Annotated in this window: 1 protein-coding gene; it reads right to left on the reverse strand. The window is 35.0% G+C overall.

Annotated features, from left to right (window positions below; translation table 11 throughout):
- Positions 1-1,186 (reverse strand): leucine-rich repeat domain-containing protein (locus Z054_RS30765; protein WP_024773140.1); only part of this gene is annotated, 1,186 nt, incomplete at both ends.

The raw sequence follows: 1,186 nt of genomic DNA on the forward strand, positions 1-1,186 counted from the left end.
TTGATTGTAATAGTTTTTGGATTACCATTGGCATCAAAACCAACCTCTGGAAAATTATCTACACCCCATCCTAAGGTGTTACCTGGGTTAGCACTATAGATACTAATGAGTGCATCTTTTTGGGAAGCAGTTTCTGGTACAACAACCACATCTAGGTATAAATCCATAACAGAAATACGATTATAAATAGACTGGGGAATAGTTGTTAAATTATTATTTTGGATATCTAAAAAAGATAGGACATTCAGAAACCCTATTTCAGCTGGTACAGAGGTTAGTTGGTTATCCGACAAAAATAACTCCCCTAAATTCGTTAATGCTCCTATTTCAGAAGGGATAGCGGTAAGTTGGTTACCATATAACTTTAAAGAACTTAGCTTGTTTAGCTGCCCTATTTCTACAGGTATAGAAGTAAGTTTATTATCATTGAAAGATAAAACTTCTAAACTACCTAATTGTGCTAGCTCTACAGGTATAGAAGTTAAGTTGTTGGAACTTAAGTTAAGTTTTTTCAAACTAGTTAACAAACCAATTTCTACTGGTATACTGTTTAAACCAGTTTGCTGACATACCACTTCCTCTAGTTTAATCAATTGTCCTATTTCTGAAGGAAGAACACGTATAGGATTCAGACTAAGGCTTAGGACAGATAATTGTTTCAAAAACCCAATCTCTGGCGGTAATTCTGCAATACCATTTCCAGATAAATCCAGGCTTCTTATACTTGTGAGCTGCCCTATTACAGATGGGATTATGGTGATGTTGCCAAAACCAAGAAGTAAATCAGTGATACTACCACTGGAATTTGTTGTGACTCTACTTAGGTCATTTAAGTTTGGTGTGTTTTCTAGATCCCAGCCCAAAGAATTTTGGGGATTGGCATCCAAAATGGCTTGTAAAATTTGCCGTTGGCTTAATAATACGTTAATAGTTACTGTATATATTACTTCACTACCATCTTCAGCAATTACTACGTATTCTACAGGATTTGTAAAATCCTTTGCTGTATCAGGGGTTATAGTGGTTAGAGCCGATGTTTTAATTTCTGGTAATAACCCGGTAATATCAGTATCTATAGGCATCGAGGCTGTTATGGTTTTGTTTTCTTCATCTATAATAGCTACTACATTTACATTGATGGGATTATTGGTTAGCAGAAATACAAAACTTGTAATTTGTTTAGCAC

The sequence above is a fragment of the Aquimarina macrocephali JAMB N27 genome (assembly GCF_000520995.1).
Classification (GTDB): Bacteria; Bacteroidota; Bacteroidia; order Flavobacteriales; family Flavobacteriaceae; genus Aquimarina; species Aquimarina macrocephali.